We start from the raw sequence: 18,743 nt of genomic DNA, 5'->3' as shown, positions 1-18,743 counted from the left end.
TTCCCATGGCAGCAGTTGTACCTATCAATATAGCAGATCCTACCCTGCAGTATACCATCACGGCAAACGGCACCGCTGTGCAATACACGTACCCTGTCATATCTGTAACAATACATCATGAACTGAACCGGATCTCCTATGCAGAAATCATGTTGTCTGATGGCACTACAGCGAAAGCATCTACAGGCGTGATCGGCGATTTCCCCGCCAGTGACAGCGACAGCTTTTTGCCCGGGAACACCATCACCATTACTGCCGGATATGGCAATACCGGTGAAGAACTGATTTTCACCGGCGTGGTGGTGAAGCAGTCCATACAGGCCACCGACCAGGGTTTCCACCTGATCGTCACCTGTAAGCACAGCGCCGTGCAGATGACCATCACCAAAAAAGATGCAGTGTTCATCAATCAAACAGATAGCGACATCATGTCCACGACTGTTAGTAATAACAGTTTGAGTGGAGATATACAAAGTACCAGCGCACTCAACGAACTGGTGTTTCAGAAATTTTGTACCGATTGGGATTTCCTGTTATCACGTGCGGAGTTTAACGGCTTCGTGGTATCACTGGTAGGTCCCAAAATAGTGGCCGCCCCTCCGGTAGTAAGCGGAGAGCCGGTGGTATCTGTAGCTTTCGGTGAATCGCTGATCAGCTTCAACGCTTCTGTAAGCGCCGAGAAACAGGTACCTTCTCTCACCGCTGCCGCATGGGACCCGCAAACATTGGCCATGATTACCGCTACCGCCACGGAACCGGGACTGAATGCGCAAGGTAACCTGGAAGCCACCACACTGGCTTCCGCGCTGCATCAAACGCCGCTGCAGCTGGTATCCAATTCGCCGCTGGCGCAGGAAACTTTGCAATCATGGGCCAACAGCACCCTGCTCCGTATGCGGCTGGAATCCATCAGCGGGCAGGTATCCTTCATGGGCAACGCCACCGTATGGCCCAACACATTGATCACCTTAGCCGGCGTGGGCGCACGCTTTAACGGCAACGCCTACGTGTGGGCCGTAACACATACCCTCAAGGAAGGCGTTTGGAATACCAACGCAAAGTTTGGGTTGAACAGCAAACCTATTTATGAAAGGGAAAATTTTTCCTACTCCCCGGCAAACGGGCAGCTGCCGGCTATACAAGGACTTCAGCTGGGCACCGTAGTCGCCATTTCTGAGGACCCTGCCGCAGAGTACCGCGTGCAGGTGATGCTGGCCAGTACCGCTACCGGTCAGCAAGGCACCTGGGCCCGGCTGTCTACTTTCTATGCCACCGCCAGTGCAGGCGCCATATTTTTCCCGGAAGTAGGCGATGAAGTAGTAGTAGCTTTTATTGAAAATGATCCGCGTTACCCGGTGATCATCGGCTCCTTATATGGCAAAATGAAAACGCCGCCGGTAATTCCCGCAGATAATAACAATTACATCAAGGCGCTGTATACAAAGAGTCAGCTCAAAATTAGTTTTGATGATGAGAACAAGATCATCACCGTGATTACACCGGGAGGCAACAGCGTGGCACTGAACGACACATCGCAGGAAATAGTGATCCAGGACCAGAGCAGTAACAGCATTACTATGGCGCCGGCAGGCGTTACCATAAAAAGCGCCAGCGACCTTACATTGCAGGCCACGGGGCAGCTCAAACTGAATGGCATGTCGGTGAATGTTGCCGCCACTACCGCACTGGAAATGAGCGGCGCCACACTGTCAATGTCGGCCGACACCACGCTCAGCGCCACTGGTAACACCTCTGCCACCCTCTCTTCTTCTGCTGCCACCATCATACAGGGAGGCGTAGTAATGATTAATTAAAACGATAAAAAATAAATTATGGGACAACCCGCCGCAAGGATCACAGATATGCATGTATGCCCGCTCATTACACCTGGACTACCCCCTATTCCGCATGTGGGTGGCCCCATAGTAGGACCGGGTATGCCCACTGTTTTAATCGGCGGCATGCCCGCCTCCGTAATGGGCGACCTGTGTACCTGTGTGGGACCGCCTGATTCTGCCATCATGGGATCGTTCACCGTGCTCATAGGCGGAAGACCTGCGGTACGTATGGGCGACACCACCGCCCACGGCGGCGTAATTGCATTAGGATGTCCAACGGTATTAATAGGAGGTTAACAATGGCAAAAGATATCAAATCATTTTTAGGAACAGGCTGGAGCTTCCCTCCTTCCTTCGACAAACCCAACGCCTCGGTATTGATGGTGTCTGATGTGGCGGATATTGAAGAAAGCATCCGCATCATTCTCAGCACCATTCCCGGCGAACGCATCATGCTGCCGGATTTCGGCTGTAATATCCGCAAGATGGTATTTGAAGTAGTAGACTCCCGGTTTTCCGGGGAACTGAACCACCTCATCTATCATGCATTGCTGGAATACGAACCACGGATCAAACTGGTGGACTGTCAGATTGTTGACCAGACAATGGAAAGCGGCACCGTGTACGTTCAGATCAACTATACGGTGATTTCTACCAATACCCGGCATAACCTGGTGTATCCGTTCTACTTCCTGGAAGGTACCAACATCAGCACGAGATGAATAACTACTTTGAAAATATACAGGATGGCGTCAGCCAGTTGGAACGGCAACTGGATGCATTGCAACCTGCCTATGTAAAAGTAGACGACAAAAGTACCTTTGACCTGCTGGCGCAGCTGACCGCGCTCGCCAGCCAGTTTAACTATTATAATTTCCAGGATCAGCCGGATGGCGACTGGCAGGAGTTTTTTCAGGCAGACCTGGTGATTATGCTCATCACCTGCTCCAACCTCCAGTTCACCGCCTATGAAGAAAAATATCTCTTCCTGCGGGAAGCGATGGGCAAAGCAGGAAATGAAGCCAGTCTTTTTAAACATACCGCCGGCTTCTTCTCCCTGCTTTACGACATTGCCATTGAACTCATGGATGCCCTGCAGAAATTATTCCTCTCGGATAAACAGCAGGTGATCCGGCATTACATACAACAGGTAATTCAGGTGGTGGAAGATGAAACGATGAAGTTAAACCGGTATGAACTACAGGTAAAACAATTGTTTCCTTATGAAACAGCCAGGCATCATACCCTCCGCGGCGTCACTACCACAGCGCGGTTGCAGGCGCTGTTCCCGGGCATTTCAAACAGTATCACCGAAAGCGAAGACATCTTCAGCGGATTTTTTTCGCTGAACGAAATTTACGATACACTGCGGACGAAATTTTACCAGACTTCCAGCGCTTCCGCCTACTACCTGAAGAATCAGCTCCGGGAACGGAAACATACGCCGCATATGGGGCTGCTGATGGCATTTACGGAGCTTTATAAATACCTGCAGGACCAGATCAACGAAATACCCAAACGGCATCTGGATTATTATTACCGCACCATACTGGGTATGGAACCCCTGCATGCGGTACCGGACAAAGTACATATCCTGGTCACGCCCGCCCCGCAGGTGAACAGCCTCACGCTGGATAAAGGAGAAATAGTGCTTGCGCCCAGCGCTGCCAGGAAAGAACCGTTGCAATACCGGCTGCGGGATCCGCTCAAGGTACATGCCACCACCATTACCGCCATACACACCCTGTATATCAGTAATTACCTCCAGATCGCTGCGCGGTCGCTGCAAACCAATAACATCTGCGAAGCAGCTATTTATCATGCTACTCACCCGGTGATACCACCGGCGGCTTTTGCCGCCCTCACCGCCCCGCCGGTGACGTGGCCCTTGCTGGGAGAAGATCAGCACGACCTGTCGCAATCGGTACGTACCATGGAGAATACCTCGATCGGCTTTATGATCGGATCGCCTACACTATACCTTACAGAAGGTGCGCGGTCTGTACAGGTAAGACTTCATTTTAACGCTGCCGGCTATACGGAGTTGATTAAATACCTTCAGAATTTTTCTGCCGTTACCGGCAGAAGTGCCGCTATCATTAACAGTGAACTGATGTCTGCCGCATTCCTGCTATACTACACCACTCCCACAGGATGGGAGCCCATTAAACATTATAACGTGCGGTGCAGCGCCGCAGAGCAGGCAGATAACGCTATTGTCATCAACTTCCTGCTACGCAGCAGCGAAGCCGCTTTCACCGTATTCAGCCCCGATGTACATGGCGATAATATTACATCGGCATTGCCGCTCCTGAAAGTATTGCTGAACAATAACAGCTTCCACCACCCCTACTCCTTTCTCCGTCAACTGGTACTGGACCGGGTAACGGTAACGGCTAAAGTAACCGGCTTCCGGGCGGTAAAACTGGATAATAACGTAGGGGAACTGAACGCATACAGCTCCTTCAGGATATTCGGACCCATGCCGGCAGTAGGCTCTTTTCTCGATATTTCCAACAGCAATGTTTTTAATAAGTATACGAAAGACTTCAGCATAAAACTGGAATGGCTGGATCTTCCCAAAAATATAAACGGGTTCGATAGTTACTTCGCCGCCTACCCGGGGAATATGACCAACAACTCTTATAAGGTGGGCCTTAGTAGTATTAACAACGGCGTATTTCTGCCCGAACGTGGCAACCAGGAACAGTTCCGGCTTTTCGATACGCGCCGCGACAAAGAAGGCGATCTGTACCTGGCCGATACCTCATTGATTAAAGACGCCGACTTCAATAAAATCAGTTTCCCTAACGGGATGAAAATGGATAAGGAAGTAAAGCGCGGCGGCACGGCTTACAAGCAGGGCGCCGTCAGGCTGGAGCTGTCGGCCCCCTCCGAAACATTCGGGCATCAGTTGTACACACTCATCTTTCCGGAAGTAATTTTATACAACGCCAAACACCCGATGCGGAAAAAACCGCTGCCGTCGCCTCCTTACGTGCCGGTGGTAAAGGCCATTGCCGTCAACTATACACTGGAACATTCCGAGTCATTAAAGCCGGGAAAAGTAGCCATACCTGGAGAAACCATGGAAGTACACCATGCGGGCGTATTTGGAAATGAGGGCATTTATCCCGGCAACGGCGCCAATGACTTTTCCCTGCTTCCGGTATTCAACGAAGCCGGTCACCTCTACATTGGTTTTAACGAACTGAAACCCGGAGAAGAGCTGTCGCTGTTGTTTCAACTGGAAGATAAATATTTCACCGACACCACTACCAATCTTACCCCGCTCAACTGGCATTACCTGGCAAATAACAAATGGTATCCCTTTGAAAGCATGTGTCTTTTATCAGACAATACAAATAACCTTTCGCGGAGTGGTATTGTAAAGATCCGTGTTCCACACGGTATCAATCCCAATAACACTATCCATACACCCGGTACCTGGTGGATCAGGATTTCCACCCCTTCCCACGAATGCATTACGCCAAGGGTGATTGGTATCTTTCCTAATGCCGTAACCGTGGAGCGGGTGTTTGAAGGAATTGGCGGTTCGCTCGAAAAAGTATTAACGCTCCCACCCCTGACGATAAAAAAAACAAAAAAAGATATCCGAACCATCCAGGCGATCTGGCAGTTATTTCCTTCTTTCGGGGGCCGTAAAACAGAATCCGAAAGTAAATTTTATACACGGGTAAGTGAAAGACTACGGCACAAGCAACGGCCCGTTACAGCACTGGATATTGCGCAGGTATTACTGGAAGCTTTTCCGGAGATACTGATTGTAAAATGCATCACTGCGCTACCCGGCGCCAGGGACGAAGATGTAAGCATTGTGGTGGTTCCGCGGCAATCGGACAGCGGCCTGTTTATCAGCCCGGAACCCAAAGTAGACCTGGACACCCTTTGCCGCATTCAAACCTTTATGCAACAGCATATATCTCCCTTTGTCCGTTTATCGATCCGTAACCCGGTGTATGAAAGCGTGAAAGTAGTGTGCAGCATCATGTTCAGGGATCCATCTGAAAACAACCAGAACAGCCACCTGCAACAGCTGCAGCTGGATATCCAGAAATATCTTTGTCCCTGGTTGTTTGATCCTTCTTCCCATTTAAAGATAGGCAGCACCTTGTACAAATCTGAGCTACTGAATTATATCAACCGGCAGCCTTATGTGGAATATATCACCGGCTTTTCCCTCGTGCATTTTTACTATACAAAAGATGAAGATACCGGTATGGTAACGGCCTATTGTACAGATACCGCCATAGGCGGCCTTCAGCAGGTTACGCCTTCGTTGCCGCAAGCCGTGCTGGTCCCGTCGAAAGAACACCTCATCACCGTGCTGCACTCGCCCGAATACAAAGAACCGGAACCATTGGGCATCGATGCGTTGAAGATCAGCAACGAACTCATTATAGGCAACGACCATCATGTTATAACGCCAACGGACCAACGACCGGATCACGCAACCGATGAAGAGATGCTGACCATCTCTATACTTCCACCCTGACCGGTCATACCAGTAACTATTCATCTCTTAAAATAAATTGCTTATATATGGATACGCAACAAAGTAAAAAAGTATACGGGCGGGATGAGCTCAAACAATATTTCAGAAACGGCGTAATGCCAACAGAAAACCACTTCGGCTACCTGATAGATTCTACCATCAATAAACAGGAAGATGGTTTTTCAAAAGATGAAGACAATGGCTTGCTGGTATCTACGCTCGGCGACTCCAAGCGGCTGGTATCCTTTTACCGCGCCACTGATGACCTGGAACCTTTTTTCTGTATGGAAAAAGATGAACAGGACTTTCCTGCCCTTCGCCTGAAACCCGGCACCGGGGAAGATGACCAGACCGGACCCGGGAAGAGCTTCTTTTTTCATATGAACGGTAACCTCGGGGTCGGGAAAAAAAGTGACCCCCGTTTTAAAGTGGATGTAAACGGCTTTGCAGGTATGCAGGGACGCGTAGGAACTTTTAAAGCAGGCGCCGTTCCGGCAAACGGCAAATGGCATCCCATTCTCGAATCGATGGATAACTGCCAGGCATTTGAAGTGATGGCCAGAACCGGCCGGAAAGGCGCCGGCAGGGTAGCATTGCTTCACGCCACGGCACTCGCGGCATACGGCGGATCACATAACCGGATCAGCCAGCGCTGCGCCCACTACGGCTTTTTCTGGAATAAGATCAAACTGCGCTGGAAAGGCACCACGCATAACTACGCGCTGCAATTACGTTCCAACAGCAACTATGGCGATGGTGTGGAAATCTTTTATAACATCACCCGGCTATGGAGCGACGAGCTGTTTATGCCGGATGAATATTACTATTAATGCTGTCATATGTCCGATAGTCCCGTTCAGATCAACAGAGACAAATCCATTGCCCCTGCAATGGATTATGATCTTTTAATGAAGGAAGCCATTGCCCGCGTGCAGGAGCTGTCCGGTACCGAATGGACCGACTACAACCTGCATGATCCCGGCGTAACCATCCTGCAACAGCTATGCTATGCAATCACTGATCCGGCATATCGCACGGCGTTCCCAATAGAAGAAATACTGGCAGATAAAAAGGGCGACATTGATCCTTTGCAACACTCCTTTTTCCGGAGAGCAGAAATGCTTACCTCCGCGCCCGTGACGGTGAACGACTACCGCAAACTGGTGCTGGATGAAATAGACGACCTGGAAAATGTATGGATTGAACCCGTACAAACCATCCATCCATCCGGGTGTACAAAGGGCGTATACCGGGTATTTATACAGGTGGAAGATGCAATTGCCCGGAACATGGAAGCCAATGCAGACCAGGTACAGCTGCTGGCCGCACAAACAGATCATCTCCTGCAATCGTACCGGAACATCGGGGAAGACTTTGAACCAGCAGTAGTATTGCAACCACAGGAGATTTTCATTAAGGCCGAAATTTTTGTAGACAGCAGGCATGAGCCCCAGCAGATCCTCGCCCTGATGTGCAATGCTTTTGAAATGACAATGCACCCGCCGGTAAGATTTGTACCCGCCGCCGAAATGTATATCAATGGTCACACACCGGAAGAAATGTATGCAGGTCCCTTGCTGAAGAAAGGTTTCGTAGCGAACAGCGATCTGCATCCCCGCAAACAAACCGCCGATCCGGCCGACCTGATGAAAAGTGTTTCAGAAGTACCCGGCGTAATGAAAGTAAAAGCTATTTACCTCGCGGATGAAAACGGTAACTTCCAGGCAAAACCGGTGCAGATCAAAGAAGGCCACTACCCTTACCTGGAAATGATAAGCGAAAAGCACGAGATAAAAATATCGAGCGACAAATTTGAATACAACCTCCGCGATGCCGGCTTCCTCAATATGTACGAGCAGGTAAAAACAGTAGCCCGCAGGAAATTTACTGGTCATCAAAATGCCGAAGCTCCCAAACCACTGAAAGGAATATACCGCAACTTGGGCCAGTACTATTCCCTTCAGCATCACTTTCCGGCGATTTATGGCATCGGGCATGAAGGCCTCGAAAAAGATGCTCCCGCCCTCCGCCAGGCACAGGCTAAACAGCTAAAGGCTTACCTGCTCTTTTTTGAACAGTTGCTGGCCAACTACCTCGCGCAGCTAAGCAACATCGGCAACCTGTTTTCGCCTTTCCTGCAACAGGTGCCAGCTGCTACCTACGCTACACAACCGCTGTACAACGTGCCGCATGTGGCCTCATTGCTGAAAGCATTTACCCATCAGAAATCACCCGTATCCTGGGAGGATTTCATCAATGATAACGGGAACCCCTATATTAAAAATATGCAGGAAGCAGCAGAACCGGATAAAGAATACCAGCAACGTAAGAACACGATACTGGATCACCTGATGGCCCGCTTCAACCTGGTGTTACTGAAATACCCGGTTACTTTCTATGAACAAACCTATGACCGCGATGCGCCTCCCTCCCGGATCAGTCCGGAGCTGGAATGGAAAGCATCCATCCTTCGTGACCTGCCCGCACTCAGCGCTAACCGCAACCGTTCGTTCAACTACCGCGAAGATATTTTTAACGAAGGTAGTTTGTCAGGCTATGAAACCATTCTGCATAAGTTGCTTCATGTGCGTCCGGAAAAAAGAAAGCGGCTTACCGCCGTATTTGATAGCAGCAACTGGAAAGTATCCGTGAGCCAACCTTCCGAGCCACATATTCATGTTCACCTGGTGAAGGAATACAAAGTGAAAGATGAACTGCTGAAAGTGAACATCGCTGAAAGCACTTCCGGCGAAATCATTACCGGCAAGAAATATGACTATGGCCGTCAGTCGGTGTCGCTGCTGCGTTACGGACTGGATCCGGCCAATTACCGCATCGTATACGATGGGGAAGAAGATGTGTACCTGGTGGTATACCGTCAGGCTGCACATGCGTTGTGGCAGGTGATAACCCGGGAAAACACGCATGAAGAAGCTATGCAGGCGCAAAAAGAAACGATGCGGCACCTGAAACAGATCAGCACAGAATCGGAAGGATGTTACCTGCTGGAACACCTGTTGCTGAAGCCTGCCTACACAGACAAGAGTTTTGGTTTCCGTATTTACAGCAGATCCAATAAACTGCTGCTGCAACATGCACAATGGCTCACCCTTGAAGAGCGGGAAGCGCAGCTGGAAAACGTGGCCCCGCTGGCGGCTGCCCTGAATGAACAGGATGCTTATGGCAGCTGGCAACAGCTGCAGCAGTATTACAAAATATATTTCTATCGTGGCGATACGCCGGAACTGTTAACAGCAGCACATTTCACGTCTCCTGACCATAAGGTTGCCGTTGAAAAAACAATGCTGGATCTGCTGTTGCTGATCAGGCAAATGAAAACCGGGCAGCACCGGCAGGTACGTGTGGTGCCTTATGTAAAACACGGCGAGTCCGAAATGTTGCAGGAAGCCTTCTTTAAATTCGGCATGAGCATTATTTTCCCTTCATGGCCGGCACGCTTCCAGTATAAGGAGTTCAGGAATTTTACCGAAGGACTGTTCCGGGAACATACACCTGTACAATTCCGCATGAACTTCGACTGGCTGGGTATCAGCGCCATGCAGGCATTTGAATCCCGGTATTTCGATTGGCTCAAAGCCATGCGCGGAGAAGGCGACCGGCCATCTGCCACCGCTGCTTTACTGGCGTTCATTGTAAAAGATCCCGCATTTTCTCAACATGTAGTTACCGTATAAATGGAAGCACACATCATCCGGCGATACAGCTTTGATATCACCTACGATTCGAGGTCCAGGGCTTTTGCCTTGCAGGATAAAGTGAGTACGCTTTTCCGGCAAAGCATCAGCAATGGTACGGATGATTTGCTGCAACAACTGATCCCCGCCGACATGATGGCTTCTATCGACGGGCTGGTACTGAACATAGGGACCATTCCTTTCAAAGACCTGGAAGCCGAGCTGCCAACAAAGATATTAGCGGCTTTGCAACAGGCGCTTACTGATCTGCTGTATCATCAACAGGCGGGCACGCAGCATGGCGTTAGCGGGGATATTACCATAAGGAAAGGCGAAGACCGGCAGCTGGAACTGATGAGCTTTTTCCTGTTGCAGGGTGTGATGCCCTGGTGGGCCACTACCGCTGAACGCGCGCAACCGGGAGACATCATTTTACAGTTATCAAAAACTTCCCCGGGGAAACTGGCTGGTTTTATCCGCAGCATTGGCCGGAGTCAAAGCGTACGGGAGCGAATTGTGTGGCAATTTTCCGTTGATGTATTACAGGCCATCGTACAGGTGCTGGAACCGGCGGAAGCGCTGTTTATTATTGCCGGCAGCCGGGAAATACTGTTGCTGCAACAGCAGCAACAATTACTCCATACAGAAACCAGTGAACTGGAAAAAGCGGTGTGGTTATTTATGCTCACCTATCTCATTATGGAACGGGGCAGCAACTTTAACCGCAAAGAATTTGTACGCAGCAACCTGCTGAAGCTGGCGGGGCATTTCAACCTTTCCTATGAAACCATCCTGGAGTTGTTTTATGAAGCGTTGTGGCGTTACAAATCTTCCTTACCAGAAACAGGATTGGGTAACTATATCAAAGACCTCTATAACGAACTAACCGTTTCGCCTCAACGAAAACTGGTTGCCGGCGGTGATCCATCTTACAAAAAATTAATGGCAGACACCGGGGAACAAATCAATGTACTCCGCTATTATCTGCTATATGGCGCTATTCCCTGGTGGGCTCCGGGTGTTACACCTGCGTCCCTGCAACTGATGTTTAACAATACCGGTTACCATGCCGCCGCCTCCCTGAAACAAATGCTGCAGCTGGTATTGCAGCATCAAACCGCTGCCGGCAGGTGGCATGAACTTATGCAAACCAATGAAGTGGCGGTGGAGCAAACCGGGTATTTAAGGGAGATAAAGAACTGGGCAGCTGATACCATTGCTGCGGCTTCCTTTACCGGGGACACGCTTACAAAACGGCTATTGCTCCGCGATGTGATCCTGCACCTGCTCACCTATGGCAGTATGTCGTGGTGGGGAAAAATATATGCGCACTACTCCCTTAACAGCTTACTGGAACAGCTGGCTGATCAGCATCCGGATCAAACGCTGACGATACTCGAATACGCCGCCACCCTACCGGCAGCTATGTACCGGCTGGTGGCAGGCGTAAAGCCCGCGGTGTTTTTCCGGTTGCTGAAAAGCAGCGGTATGAGCGCCGCCGCGGAAGAAGTATACGACAACGTATATACGCTGTTAACCGCCGTGCAACAATTTGTGACGGTTAGCACCCTGCCGCCGGAGCAGTTTATCCTGCAAGCCATCTGGCAATCGCTCGCCGCCACGCGTTACCGGCGGATCAGCAAAGAGGTGTTACTGCAACACCTGTTCCTGCCCGCGTGGTCGGAAACGCCGGTGGCAGCACCGCACATGATCCGCTTCCTGCTGCAACAGCTGCTGCCCGTTATTAATCACCTTTCCGGGAATACGGTGCTGGCCAATGATTTGCAGGCATGGACCATGCCCGCATCCGCTCTTTCCCTGCAGGAGGCAGAACGTTTACCCGCACAGATAACAGCCTCACCGGAAGAGATCACCCGCTGGCTGCAACAATTCCTGACCACCGGGCAATTACCTCCGGCAGCGGGCAATGTCTCTTCAGCCTATGCCGCAAGGTTACTGCAATGGCTATACGAATATCATGAAGAACACATGAAGCTATTACAGGAAAGCATCACCCCATCGCCGCAACTATTCCGGCAACTGGAGGAGCTGTTTCTTCAGCTGGAACCGCATATTGAACCGGTACAGGCGTTACTGCAACCCTGGCTGGAGAAAACCATCGCAGGAGGCAGCTTCTTTGCGGAAGGCAGCAGCAGCAGGATCTATCAACCGGCGGTGGCCTTCCGGTCGTTATTACAGCGCATGCAGCGCTACCCTTCCATTACCGTGGAACATCAGCAACAGCAAGTGCTGGAAGAAGCGCGGCAGCTGCTAACGGTATACCTTACACGCTACCGGCTGCCGGAAAAACTGGGTTCGTTGCCATTATCAGCGACCAACGAAATCATCAAAGCAGCCGTGGTCCTTTTATTCAACGCCGCTCCTGCCATCCTTCATCAGCTCTTTACCAGCTACCGGCAACAACTGGCGGCCAGGCTACAGGTATATGGGTTGTTCTCCTTCTACGCGGGGGTGCCCGACAGCCATATACGGCAAACCCTGGATATATACGCGGTACAGGACAGCCTGCTCCTGTTACAGGAAACAGCCGGTAACAGTCACCAGGGCAGCATCACCGACCTGCGGAAGGCCGTCCGCTTTTATAAGCAGCGCAGCCGGCAGGAACGCAGGTTATTCTACAGTAAAATACTGCAGCATCCTGCACTGATAGAACAAATGGCGCAGCACCTCGACGAAGAATCGTTCCTTGACATTGTACAGGATGTTCCCCTCGGCTGGACAGCCAACACCACGGATGCCTTGCACGAGTTGCAACAGCTGCTGGAATCACTGCTTCCCGGCAGCCAGGAGAAAATACAGCTGCAACAGGTATTCCGGCGGTTTCACCTGTTACTGCTGGGCGCACATATACATGTATATGACGCGCGCAGCTACGCTACCCGTTTCCTCGATTTTATAAATATGACCACCCCGGGTATTGCGGAAATACTGGTCAGCCGGCTGGTAAAAAGCGCGCAACAACCGGCGTCGCTATCGTACACGCATATACGGCATGTAGTACCGGTATTGCAGCAGGAAGCGCAATTAAACATTACAGCCAGCCGTCACCGGGCGTTGTTACGGGAAAGCCTTTACGAAAAGGACCGCCTCCAGACAATAAACCCGGCTACCGCTACGGCAACGGCGCATCCGCTGGAAACACCGCCTCACGAGCCCGACAGCTGGGCTAAAGTGAAGAAGCAACCATTGGATACCATTTATACCGGTAACGCCGGCCTGATCATACTGCATCCTTTTATTCCGTTTGGCTTCAAGCGGATCGGCCTGGTGAACGACGAAGGTTTTATAAACCGGGAAGCACAACATCGTGCCGTACACCTGCTTCAGTATATGGTAAACGGAAAGGAAATACATGCAGAACATGAATTGGCGCTCAATAAAATACTGTGCGCCTTACCACTGGAAGAACCGGTGCCCGCAGAAATACTGCTGACCGCGGAAGAAAAACAACTCTGCGAGGAACTGTTGAAAGTAGTAATCCAGCGCTGGGAGAAAATGAACAACTCCTCCGTAGAAGGTTTCCAGGCGGCCTTCCTGCAGCGCGACGGCGCACTATGGCAAAAAGATGATGACTGGTGGCTGCGGGTAGAAGAACGGGGCTACGACATGATACTTCAAACCTTACCGTGGGGCATTGGCATGATCAAGACCCCGTGGATGGAAAAAACAATATATACAGAATGGGCATACAGTTAATAGCAGCCAACGCAGCTGCATTGGAGAAGGAACTGGAGTGGTTCCGGCTACTGACGGAAGCACGGATGCAACAATACTTCCAGCAAACAGTGGTGGAATACCCGCCAATACCGGATCTCTCGGAAGATCCATCTGTGTACGCACAGATTATAAAACACTATGGCATGTCGCATGCGGAGCGGATTATACTGCTGCTCGCGCTGATCCCGCATATACAACCACAGTTGCTGGACATTTTCTTTGTAAAGAACGCCACCTATGACAGGGGCTTCACAGAATTTGGTGGTATTAAAGGACAGATGCACGGCGGCTTTTTACCAACCGGGGAAACAGCCGCGTTCCTGCTGACGGCGGATGGCTTGCAGCAACGGTTTAACATGATCCGGTATTTTAGCCCCGATCATTTCTTTGCCAAACATCAAATCCTCAAACTCAACCCCGCCGGCGATGAGCCGCTGCTAAGCGGCACCCTGAGCTTGTCGACCGAGTATCTCAGCCTGTTTACAGAAGGCGTTTCCTACCGTCCTGATTATAATACGCAGTTTCCTGCCAAGCGTATTGAAACCGGTATGGAGTGGCAGGACCTGGTACTGGAACCGCATGCGATGGAAGAAGTAGAAGACATCCGGACATGGATAGAACATGGCACCACCCTGCTGCACGACTGGGGCATGAGCCACAAAATAAAGCCTGGCTTCCGCAGTCTTTTTTACGGACCGCCGGGAACGGGGAAGTCGCTCACTGCCTGCCTCCTGGGTAAAACGTTCAACATGGATGTATACCGGATCGACTTATCGCTGGTGGTATCAAAATTTATTGGTGAAACAGAAAAGAACCTCGCACAGGTATTTGACAAGGCCATCAACCAGCAATGGATTCTATTCTTTGATGAAGCAGACGCGTTGTTTGGAAAACGCACACAAACCTCTTCGTCCAACGACCGTTATGCCAACCAGGAAGTGGCTTACCTGTTACAGCGCGTGGAAGATTTTCCGGGCGTGGTAATCCTGGCCACTAACCTGAAAGCCAATATCGACGAAGCTTTTGCCCGTCGTTTTCAATCGATGATCTATTTCTCTATGCCAGGGCCGGAACAACGGTTACGCATATGGGAACAATCCTTTCCTTCACATATAGCGCTGGAAGATAAAGTGAACCTGGAAGACACTGCGCGTAAATACGAAATGACCGGCGGTACTATTATTAACGTTGTGCGGTACAGTTGCCTGATGGCATTGAAACGGGGTGATAAAACCATCCGGCAAAAGGATCTGCTGGCGGGCATCCGCAAGGAATTTGGGAAAGACGGGAAGATTGTATAGGCGTTACTTTAGCCAGGACATATCACTTCCTTCAAAATCGCTTACCGCCAGCGAAGGGACTTTAATGGAGAGATCGTCTGCTGATATTTTATTTTCCATTGCTTCACTGAAATACTTTCTATTTCCGACAGGGATACTACCGGGAACCCCTCTTGTCCTGCTGTTGGTTCTTAACGCTTCTCTCATTCCCTCAGGACCGGTGGAGCCCATTGTTTCTAATCCCCGGGCGCTAAATAATCCCCCCTCCAGGTCAGGATACTCTTTAAGCCTCTCCCCGTCTTGATATAGCGCATTCAGCTTCTTCTCCGCATTAGCGTTAATAAGTCCTATATTCTCCGCACCAGGCAATGCTGCGATCAGGTCATTGGCAGCCTTTTTTGCTTCTGTCCTGTTATGGGTAAGCATGCCTGTTTTATAGATCTTCTTTTTTACTTCTTCAAAAATATCGGGCTGTTCTGCCTGCGGGGAGCTACTCCCCGATTCATGCTGCCCGGTATTCTCCCTGAAACCAAGATCGCTATCTGAATAGATGCCGCCATACTTGCTGAGAATGCTGTAACGCGCCAGATCGGACGCAGTGCCAAAGTTGGTCCATGTATCATTTGTATCAGTGGGTGCCCTTTTAATATAACCTGCCTCCTTCTTATAATGTTCTGTAAAGACGCTGGCATCAGCCGAGATATCCTTTATGGTTATTTCATGTTCTCCTGCCCAGGCCGCCATATCCGCAAAACCATTCTGTATACTGTTAGTCCGGTCGCGCCAGCGGCTGTCAGACCATAACCAGATCTTCGCAGTGGGATTTCTTTTCTTCCAGGCAAGTACATTTGTTTTCCCGGATCCAGGCATGGAAGCCCCTATCCAGATAAAATGGATGATCTTCGGCAGGCCTCCGTTATCCTTACTCTTAAATTCACTAATGTAACGCTCAATAGCCTCCTTCTCCTTTCCTTTCTCCAGCGGATATATTTCGGATTCGCGCATCATGACCTGTATTAAGCCATAGTGCTGCTCAAACAGTTCCGGATTAAAAGCTATCATATCAGTGATGGTGGGCTCTTCTTCAGTACCCTCATATATAAATTTTCTCTGTACAGGCGCATTTTGGGAGATACCATTTCTGCCAGCTATGTGATCGGCATTGCTGCGGAATTTACGTTCCTGGGGATTATTTCGGGTATACATGGGAGTTGTATTTTCGTTATTCCGGCTGACTGAAATTAACGAAAAACACCCGGCTTTCAACATTTAGTTTAACCCGCAGAATTATACCGCCACCAGGTTTTCAACCCCGGCCTGTTTCCTTAAATTCATCAGTGCATACCGTACCCTTCCCAGCGCTGTATTAATGCTGATACCGATGGTTTGCGCCATCTCCTTATAACTCAGGTCGGCGTAATACCGCAGGATCAGGGCTTCGCGTTGCAGTCCGGGCAGGCGGTCCAGCATCCTGTTTACTTCTTCGGTTACCTCGGCACGGATCATGCGGTATTCCTGGCTGTGTTCCGTGACTTCCATGTAATCGCCCAGGTCATCGTTGTAGGTAACGATGGTGCTTTGCCGTTGATTGGTTTTCCTGAAATGGCTGATACAGGCGTTATGGGCAATCCTTACCGCCCATGCCAGGAACCGGCTGTTATCGACATAGTGGCCCGATTGTAAAGCGTTCACTATTTTTATAAATACTTCCTGGAAGATATCTTCCGCCAGGCTTCTGTCTCTCACAAGTAAAACAATAGTAGTAAAGATCCTGTTCTTATGGCGGTATACCAATGCGGTAAAAGCCGGGTTATTTCCTGAAATATACAGGCGGATCAACTCCTGATCCGTAAGGTCACTATATGGGTTCATACACGGTTTCGTAAATTTTGGTCAATAAATGATTTCAAATGGGGGCCACCCTGAATAAGGCAGCCCTTTTATATACTGGTGGTTGTATTAGCCAACCTAGTCCTTGAGATTTAAATATTTTTTCACCTGGCTGTAATCATTCCAGTCGATGCCTGCTGCAGATCTTGCAGACACGCCACCGGGAATAATTACATACCTGTATTGATAACGTTTATCCGTAGCAGTGGTGCTGATAGGTGCATTCGCAAGCAGGTCGATGGCGCCGACAGAGGCTACAAACCTTACCAGGTAACCATATTCATCCACATACGGTAACGCCTGTACGAAAGAATTGGCAGCAGTACCGAGATTGATATAGACGTTGATAGATGCATTGGCCAGTAAGGGAGCTGTTAACTTCGGAGCATCCAGGCTGGCGCCATATATGATGGTGTTAATTGTACCATTCTGATTAAAGATGGTATCTGCAGGCGCAAAGGCCACATCCTTCCAGGCAGAATAAATAACATTCGCACTACCGGGCGCACCTGAATCGCCTTTGGGACCGGTAGCACCGGGCACACCCGAAGGACCCGCAGGGCCAGCAGGACCGGCAGGACCCTGGTCTCCGTCTTTGGAGCAGGCAGCAAAAAATAATACAACCGCAGTGATCAATGCATAGGGCATAAAGCGTGTAACCTGTTTCATAATGACAATTGTTTTGTTTTTGTTTTTATTTATTAAATGAAAAGATGAAAAAATTGACAGCCGTTACCATACGTTACGGGGACAGGTATCTCCATACTTGTTACCCAGCAGGAAACCGATCATGATTTCATGAGTACCCCGGCTCACTGTATTCAGGGAAGATGCCGTATAGTCGTAAGAGTAACCAATGTTAAACTGCGAGCTGATGTTGACCCCAAACATAGCAGCCACCCCGTCGTTTATCCTGTAAGAAGCCCCCAGCCAGAGCCGGTCGCGGTACATAAACCTGGCGTTAACATCCACACTGAATGGCATGGCGGTGATCATTTTCAGCATTACCGACGGCATCACATTCAGATCATCGTTTATCCATAACCGGTAGCCGGTAGTAAAGAATAAATGCGGTACCAGTTTGCCGCTGTAAACAGAGTCGCCCACTACTTTGCCATTGTCGAACCCGATTTGCTGCGGGATAATATTCTGCACAGAGATACCGGCAAAATAATCTGCTGAGTACAGCCACAGTCCGGCGTTTACTTCCGGCTTCCATTTGTTCAGTATACCGGTGCTGGTGCCCAGCACCGGATCGGAAGGATCAAAGAATTCCACCCTGCTGGCATCCAGACTCACCTGCTGCATACCTATACCGATACCGGCGCTGACGCTGGTTCTGGGAGATAGGTTAATGTGATGCGCATATGCCCCCGTAATGGAAAAGCGGTTAAGCGGACCGGTTTTGTCGTTCAGCACGGTGAGCCCTACTCCGGGATGCGGAGGCGGCGTGGTGTAATCCTGCCAGTAGCCTTTTCCGCGGGGATTATTCCCTTCCGGGTCAAAACCGGTAGGCGACGCGGTACTGTAATCCGATTTACGCAAAGGCCCCTGCAGGGTCATATACGTGGTTACCGGTGCACCTTTCATACCTACCCACTGATGCCGGTGACTGAAGCGCAGGTCCCAGTAGTTTTCAATACCCGCCAATGCCGGGTTGATGATGAAAGGATTCATGATATACTGCGTGTAATGTGGCTGTTGCTGCGCATGGGTAACATGCACCAGCAAAACAAGCAAACCTGTGAGCACAATGTTTTTCATGGATCAGTGATTTTGGGTTAAA

12 protein-coding genes are annotated in these 18,743 nt (G+C 50.0%); 8 read left to right on the top strand and 4 right to left on the bottom strand.

Translation table 11 applies throughout. The features are described 5' to 3' along the window. Positions 1-5 precede the first annotated feature (5 nt). From vgrG to ACLHR0_RS28855, 8 genes are read left to right on the top strand one after another with little or no spacing between them, the layout of a single operon-like run. Complete coding sequence (gene vgrG, locus ACLHR0_RS28890) at positions 6-1,814, top strand: type VI secretion system tip protein VgrG (protein WP_436491315.1); 1,809 nt, start codon at positions 6-8, stop codon at positions 1,812-1,814. Positions 1,815-1,832: 18 nt separating this feature from the next. Further along, positions 1,833-2,135, top strand: coding sequence for a PAAR domain-containing protein (locus ACLHR0_RS28885; RefSeq protein WP_370910129.1), 303 nt, complete (start codon positions 1,833-1,835; stop codon positions 2,133-2,135). Positions 2,136-2,137: 2 nt separating this feature from the next. Then, positions 2,138-2,560, top strand: coding sequence for a GPW/gp25 family protein (locus ACLHR0_RS28880; RefSeq protein WP_370910128.1), 423 nt, complete (start codon positions 2,138-2,140; stop codon positions 2,558-2,560). Beyond that, complete coding sequence (locus tag ACLHR0_RS28875) at positions 2,557-6,354, top strand: hypothetical protein (RefSeq protein ID WP_436491312.1); 3,798 nt, start codon at positions 2,557-2,559, stop codon at positions 6,352-6,354. Before ACLHR0_RS28880 ends, ACLHR0_RS28875 begins: the two co-directional genes overlap by 4 nt. A gap of 47 nt (positions 6,355-6,401) precedes the next feature. Next, entirely contained in the window at positions 6,402-7,184 is a 783-nt protein-coding gene (locus ACLHR0_RS28870; RefSeq protein ID WP_429047400.1) for a hypothetical protein, read from the top strand. A gap of 9 nt (positions 7,185-7,193) precedes the next feature. Beyond that, a complete protein-coding gene (locus ACLHR0_RS28865) occupies positions 7,194-10,049 on the top strand; it encodes a hypothetical protein (RefSeq protein ID WP_436491310.1) in 2,856 nt (951 codons plus the stop codon). Further along, positions 10,050-13,766, top strand: coding sequence for a contractile injection system tape measure protein (locus ACLHR0_RS28860; RefSeq protein WP_436491308.1), 3,717 nt, complete (start codon positions 10,050-10,052; stop codon positions 13,764-13,766). Beyond that, on the top strand, positions 13,751-15,088 hold the full coding sequence (locus ACLHR0_RS28855; protein WP_429047395.1) for an ATP-binding protein: 1,338 nt from the start codon (positions 13,751-13,753) through the stop codon (positions 15,086-15,088). The genes ACLHR0_RS28860 and ACLHR0_RS28855 overlap by 16 nt, the downstream gene beginning before the upstream one ends. 3 nt (positions 15,089-15,091) lie before the next feature. Here the strand turns inward: ACLHR0_RS28855 and ACLHR0_RS28850 are convergent, their stop codons facing one another. The 4 genes from ACLHR0_RS28850 to ACLHR0_RS28835 all read right to left on the bottom strand — a co-directional run bounded on the left by ACLHR0_RS28850 (position 15,092) and on the right by ACLHR0_RS28835 (position 18,721). Continuing rightward, positions 15,092-16,273, bottom strand: coding sequence for a glycosyltransferase (locus ACLHR0_RS28850; RefSeq protein ID WP_436491305.1), 1,182 nt, complete (start codon positions 16,271-16,273; stop codon positions 15,092-15,094). Between the two features lie 81 nt (positions 16,274-16,354). Next, positions 16,355-16,939, bottom strand: coding sequence for an RNA polymerase sigma factor (locus ACLHR0_RS28845; protein WP_370910121.1), 585 nt, complete (start codon positions 16,937-16,939; stop codon positions 16,355-16,357). Positions 16,940-17,035: 96 nt separating this feature from the next. Further along, positions 17,036-17,626, bottom strand: a complete 591-nt coding sequence (locus tag ACLHR0_RS28840) for a hypothetical protein (protein ID WP_429047393.1) — start codon at positions 17,624-17,626, stop codon at positions 17,036-17,038. A 63-nt stretch (positions 17,627-17,689) separates the two neighbouring features. Further along, positions 17,690-18,721, bottom strand: coding sequence for a PorP/SprF family type IX secretion system membrane protein (locus ACLHR0_RS28835; protein WP_436491303.1), 1,032 nt, complete (start codon positions 18,719-18,721; stop codon positions 17,690-17,692). Positions 18,722-18,743 lie beyond the last annotated feature (22 nt).

The organism is Chitinophaga sp. ARDCPP14 (genome assembly GCF_051362515.1).
Lineage (GTDB): Bacteria > Bacteroidota > Bacteroidia > Chitinophagales > Chitinophagaceae > Chitinophaga.
Note: the sequence above shows the minus strand (reverse complement) of the source record. Positions and strands in the feature narration are given on the sequence as shown.

Bases quoted from the DNA above. Each gene is read 5' to 3' on its own strand.
- vgrG (WP_436491315.1), top strand. From the start codon at position 6: ATGGCAGCAGTTGTACCTATCAATATAGCAGATCCTACCCTGCAGTAT.
- ACLHR0_RS28885 (WP_370910129.1), top strand. From the start codon at position 1,833: ATGGGACAACCCGCCGCAAGGATCACAGATATGCATGTATGCCCGCTC.
- ACLHR0_RS28880 (WP_370910128.1), top strand. From the start codon at position 2,138: ATGGCAAAAGATATCAAATCATTTTTAGGAACAGGCTGGAGCTTCCCT.
- ACLHR0_RS28875 (WP_436491312.1), top strand. From the start codon at position 2,557: ATGAATAACTACTTTGAAAATATACAGGATGGCGTCAGCCAGTTGGAA.
- ACLHR0_RS28870 (WP_429047400.1), top strand. From the start codon at position 6,402: ATGGATACGCAACAAAGTAAAAAAGTATACGGGCGGGATGAGCTCAAA.
- ACLHR0_RS28865 (WP_436491310.1), top strand. From the start codon at position 7,194: ATGTCCGATAGTCCCGTTCAGATCAACAGAGACAAATCCATTGCCCCT.
- ACLHR0_RS28860 (WP_436491308.1), top strand. From the start codon at position 10,050: ATGGAAGCACACATCATCCGGCGATACAGCTTTGATATCACCTACGAT.
- ACLHR0_RS28855 (WP_429047395.1), top strand. From the start codon at position 13,751: ATGGGCATACAGTTAATAGCAGCCAACGCAGCTGCATTGGAGAAGGAA.
- ACLHR0_RS28850 (WP_436491305.1), bottom strand. From the start codon at position 16,273: ATGTATACCCGAAATAATCCCCAGGAACGTAAATTCCGCAGCAATGCC.
- ACLHR0_RS28845 (WP_370910121.1), bottom strand. From the start codon at position 16,939: ATGAACCCATATAGTGACCTTACGGATCAGGAGTTGATCCGCCTGTAT.
- ACLHR0_RS28840 (WP_429047393.1), bottom strand. From the start codon at position 17,626: ATGAAACAGGTTACACGCTTTATGCCCTATGCATTGATCACTGCGGTT.
- ACLHR0_RS28835 (WP_436491303.1), bottom strand. From the start codon at position 18,721: ATGAAAAACATTGTGCTCACAGGTTTGCTTGTTTTGCTGGTGCATGTT.